Genomic DNA, 4,851 nt, shown 5'->3' with positions numbered 1-4,851 from the left:
CTTTATAGGTTACAGTTCAGTTTTGCCTGGTTTTTCTTATTTAGATGCAAATAAATGTAACATATTTCATAATTTTTAATAAAATTGGAATAAGGGATTGGAATTGCAAATTGGATTGGAGGGTAGCCTATGTGCAAATCTGAGTCTAGTATGGAAACCAACATGTGCCTGATACTACGCCAATTCATCGTCCTATCCATCAACCATCCGACAATTTTTCGGGAATACAAATCCATCACACCTGCTAAATAAAGCCATCCCTCATATTTAGAAATAGGACAAATTGTTCTATATATTATGTAATTAGCCTATTTAACCTCTCCCCAATTGTCGTCTATACTTCAGAGGATTTCTACCGTATGGAATTAAAGAAGCTTAATGGAATTCCCAACCAATTAAAGCAAATTCTTAAAATTGTTTTAACCAATTTAGATCTCAAAACTAAATTAATATTAACTAGTAAACTTAAGAAAATAGATTATTCAACAGTTACAATATATTTTATCAGAAAGGATGATAATTTTTGAAAAGTATTGTTGACTCTGCACATGGCGGCGAGGGTTGGGTAGGACGCAAAGAATATCATACAGAAGAGATTGGAACAATATGGAACGAATTTGGGTTATCTTCAGAGACGGATGTATTAAAGCATGTATTACTACGCAGACCTGGAAAAGAGATTGAAAACATTGAAGAGCCTAATTCAGTACTTTGGACATCCATTATGGATGTTGAAAAAGCTCGATTTCAACATGACCAACTTGCTCAGGTTTATAGGGAAAATGGTGTCAAGGTTGACTATATCATTGATGATAAAGCAAATTACTTCCCCAATATAATATTTGTTAGGGATACATTTACAATGACATCAGAAGGTGCTATTCTTTCTCGATTAGCTTCTCAAGTTCGAGCTGGTGAAGAGCAAATATTAGCGAAAACAGTATCTCAACTTGGCATACCAATTATTGCGAGCGCTCACAATAATATGATTTTAGAAGGCCCTGACATAGTTATAGTTAACCCAGACTTAGCGTTTTTAGGTATTGGATTACGTACAAATGATGAAGCTGTTAAGTTTGTATATAATTTACTTAAATTACAAGGGATTACAGAAATTAAAGTCATCCAGACTACCTACGGGTGTGGACACCTTGATGGTGTCTTTAATCTAATCAATTCAAAAAATGCTGCTTTAGTTCCGAGAAGGGCATCATATGAAATTTATTCTACTTTAAAACGCCATGGGTATACCATTATTGAACTCACAAATCTTACAGAGGTAGATGAGAAAATGTCAATTAATTTCATTACCCTTAATGACGAGGCAATAGTGATCAATAAAGGTGCAAAAGATAGTATTGGTAAATATAGATCTTGCGGAGTAAATTGTATTGAAGTTGATTTAACTGAGCTTATGAAAGGAGGAGGTTCAGTACATTGTCTGACTGGTGTAATCAGGAGGGAATGTAAATGAAGATATCTATATTAATACCAATCAAATTACAATATAATGAAAAGAATCTTAGTGACTTTGTGAATCATATAGCCTCTTTGGCGGTCGCATTAAAGGAGGATGATTGCCAAATTGTGATTGCAGATGAAAGTAACTGCAAAGTCTATCGTTATATAAATAATAAACTGAAATTTTTTAACAATGTTAAACATTTTATTCCTAGTGAAGATCTTCGTACTGGTGATAATGATAAACTGAACGGAATCTATGCAGGATTAAATTATGTAATTTATGATAAAGTATTGTTAATTGATGACCATTATCGAATAACGAGGGAAACTCTAGCGAAAATATCCAAATACTTCGATGAGTATGACTGCTTTAAGATGATGCCAAAGTTCGATAAATTCCCTTTCACTGTCCTTATCGACATGTGTGGAATGTTTATTATTAATATACTAGATAGACGGAAACAGTATTGTGGACATTTAGCATTCAGGAAGGAGCACATTTCAAAAACAGGCTTCCCAAACCGGGATGGTTTATTTGATGAGTTTATTCTCGAAGAAAAATTACGTAATTCTGGTTACTCGATTGGTTTTGTTAAAGATGCTTCTTTAGAAGCGACTCAAGACATTCCATTTAATAAATTTCTAGAGCAAAGAGTTCGTTACGCTTATGAAAATTTGGCCATGCCATTTCGCTTTACTCTGTATGCACTTGTATTACCTATTATTTTACTTTTACTTATCATTTCTCCAAAGGTAGCTGGTCTATTTTGTATAACTATAACAATCATTGTTCTATTATTAGCTTGTATAGGTCAAATTCTATATGGTGCTAAAATTCTTCCATTTTTCACATTTTTATTAAGTCCTCTATGGTTCTGGTTTTATCCATTTACGACTTGGATTGCAGTCTGGAAGTATTACTCAGGGGGGGTTAAGTTTGGTGGAAAAAAGGTTAGAAAAGCAAAATGAATTAAAGCATATTTCATTTCCATTAACTCATTTATTTCCGTTCTTAATCTCTCAATAGTAGCTTCCATTTCCGCAATCCCATTCTCTAATTGCTCATAATACTGGGCACTTTCTCTTTTACAGTTCATTTATCACCCGATTAATATGGGATTCTCCCACAATTTTATTCCCTTAAAAAAGGACGTATTATTTTTAATGTCACACGGAAGAATCCATAAGCATAAATAACTCTATTAAACAAATGAAAAAGACAAACCAATAGGTCTGCCTTTTTCATTTGAATGGTTTTATAACCCCTTGTCCCTATTTTCTTTTCAACAAATTAATGAGTGATTCTAAGTCACAATATTTACCGGAGGCTTTGAAGATAACGATTGATTTAGGCGGTACAATTTGAAGCAAATCCTTTTTAGCTTCATCTGCATGTTTATAGTAAGATAATTTATCAGGGGAGATGCCCTTTGATTTAGCTCCATGACAATATTCTTTCGCCCATTTTCCGATCGCTACCAATTTTTCAATCGATAAGTCGCCGATTATTTCCCCTGTTTGATAATGGACTTTTTTGGCGTATGTTTCATTGGTATGAGGCTTCTCCATATCTCCTAAAACGAGAATAATGGGTCTCTTAGGCAAATATGGGACTTGGTTCAATAATAGGTTAGTGGAATCTGGATTAGCATTTACATTATCATGGATGACCGTAATATCATTTGGGCAAGAAAGTATCTGCAGCCTGCCCTTTACTGGGAAAAATTCAGCAATCCCCTGTTGAATCTTCTTAATTGGTACTTTAAGCTCTACCCCTACGGCAATTGCCGCTAATGCATTCATAATATTATAACTGCCAAATGTATTCATCATACAGTCAAATTCAAAGCCTTTTCCCTTTACAGTAAAGAAGCTTTGAAAATTTTCATAATATACATTTGTTGCTCGAATAGTATTCCCTTCAGAAAAACCAAAAGTAATAATTTTCCCCGGATACTTAATTTCTTTTAAATATTCCGCGCAGTTAGGATCATCTCCATTTATCACAAGGATACCCTTTGGAGATAAATACTCACCCATTTCCACCTTAGCTTTAATAATGTTTTCTATTGTACCAAGACGGGGTAAATGTGCCCGATGAATGCATGTAACTACTCCAATTTGGGGTTGAATCATTTGGCTGGATAATCTCATCGTACCGAACCCCTTCATCCCAGCTTCGAGAACAGCCGCTTCATGTCTTTCTTCCAATTTCGATAGGTTAAATGCGACCCCATCTGGAGAATTATAATTGCCTGCACCTATTAAAGTGGAATATTCCTGTTTAAGAACGCTGCCGATTAATTCCTTCGTGGTTGTTTTNNCCTGTGTAATCGGAATAGTAAATTGCCTACGGTATAATCTGGCCATATTTCGATATGCTTTTTTTCTATTATTTACTTCAAGAACACCAATTCCTGCTTGAGCAAATTTATCGATTTGGAATTTGTGTTGTCTGCTAACAATAATACCAGTGGCTTTTCCCTTAACCAACCTTTCAATCAAGCTATCCTCATTCAAATCGTGGCGAAATAAGAATACTAGACTAAAAGGAGAAGGGTTTTTATGACGATTTGTAAAGCCTTTAATCGGTTTTTTAGTCTTCCAACTTGCGATTTTACACTGTATAACCGATGCAATTTCCTCGATCGTAAAATCATGCACTAATACTCATTCCTTTCTGTCTTGTCCTTTACCATCATATGTTTTAAGGAATATTTTGATTTGGGGATTTGAACCAATTTACTCCCATTATTGGTAATGGCCTATTTATCAATAAACATATTAAAACTTCTGACATACCATATAATGTGTCTTTCAAAACTTAGTATAAAGGAGTTAGAAATGATTAAAGTACTTTTTATATGTGCAGCAAATATCAATCGATCGCCAATGGCTGAGGCTATATTTTGCCAGTTAATCAAAACGAAAGGGCTAGATAGAAAATTTACTGTAGATTCAGCAGCAACTAATAAATTCCACGTGGGAAGGCGCCCATCTAAATCCACTCGTAAGTTTCTAGGTAAAATGAATATTCCCTATCAATGGATTCGTTCGCGCCAAGTGACTGCAAATGATCTTTCAGCCTTTGACTATATTGTTATTATGGACGAAGAAAATTTAAGCGTTTTAACGGATCGTTTTGGACAAACTAGCCAAATCCAATTTTTGCTCGATTATCTTCCTGAAGTGAAAAATAAAAATGTCCCTGACCCTTCAGTGACAGGCAACCACATGGTGACTTATAACTTACTATTGAAAAGCTGCGAAAAGCTATTGTTTCACATTATAAAACGTGAGGGGTTAGATATAGATAATGCAAATGTCTAAGAGAAATAGGAGGCTATATGAATAAATTAAAACTTCTATTTATTACTCGAGATTTTA

At 34.4% G+C, this 4,851-nt stretch carries 4 protein-coding genes; 3 read left to right on the top strand and 1 reads right to left on the bottom strand.

The window, feature by feature from the left end; genetic code table 11:
* The first annotated feature begins 523 nt into the window (after positions 1 to 523).
* Positions 524 to 1,474 (top strand): dimethylarginine dimethylaminohydrolase family protein, encoded by a 951-nt coding sequence (locus V7149_RS16075; protein ID WP_335346617.1) that lies wholly within the window; start codon positions 524 to 526, stop codon positions 1,472 to 1,474.
* Entirely contained in the window at positions 1,471 to 2,433 is a 963-nt protein-coding gene (locus V7149_RS16070; RefSeq protein WP_335346616.1) for a glycosyltransferase, read from the top strand. Before V7149_RS16075 ends, V7149_RS16070 begins: the two co-directional genes overlap by 4 nt.
* A 303-nt stretch (positions 2,434 to 2,736) precedes the next feature.
* Here V7149_RS16070 and V7149_RS16065 read toward each other — a convergent pair whose 3' ends face one another.
* On the bottom strand, positions 2,737 to 3,834 hold the full coding sequence (locus tag V7149_RS16065; protein ID WP_438824123.1) for a UDP-N-acetylmuramoyl-tripeptide--D-alanyl-D-alanine ligase: 1,098 nt from the start codon (positions 3,832 to 3,834) through the stop codon (positions 2,737 to 2,739).
* 474 nt (positions 3,835 to 4,308) lie between these two features.
* Between V7149_RS16065 and V7149_RS16060 the strand changes: the two genes are divergently transcribed.
* A complete protein-coding gene (locus V7149_RS16060; protein WP_335346614.1) occupies positions 4,309 to 4,794 on the top strand; it encodes a low molecular weight protein-tyrosine-phosphatase in 486 nt (161 codons plus the stop codon).
* Positions 4,795 to 4,851 lie beyond the last annotated feature (57 nt).

Origin of the sequence: Bacillus sp. JJ1503, from assembly GCF_036965125.1 — a bacterium.
In the GTDB taxonomy this organism is placed as follows: domain Bacteria; phylum Bacillota; class Bacilli; order Bacillales; family Cytobacillaceae; genus Cytobacillus.
The sequence above is the reverse complement of the archived record's forward strand: the minus strand, read 5'-3'. Positions and strand labels throughout refer to the sequence as shown.

Coding starts and splice junctions, on each gene's coding strand:
- V7149_RS16060 (WP_335346614.1), top strand. CDS start 4,309: ATGATTAAAGTACTTTTTATATGTGCAGCAAATATCAATCGATCGCCA.
- V7149_RS16070 (WP_335346616.1), top strand. CDS start 1,471: ATGAAGATATCTATATTAATACCAATCAAATTACAATATAATGAAAAG.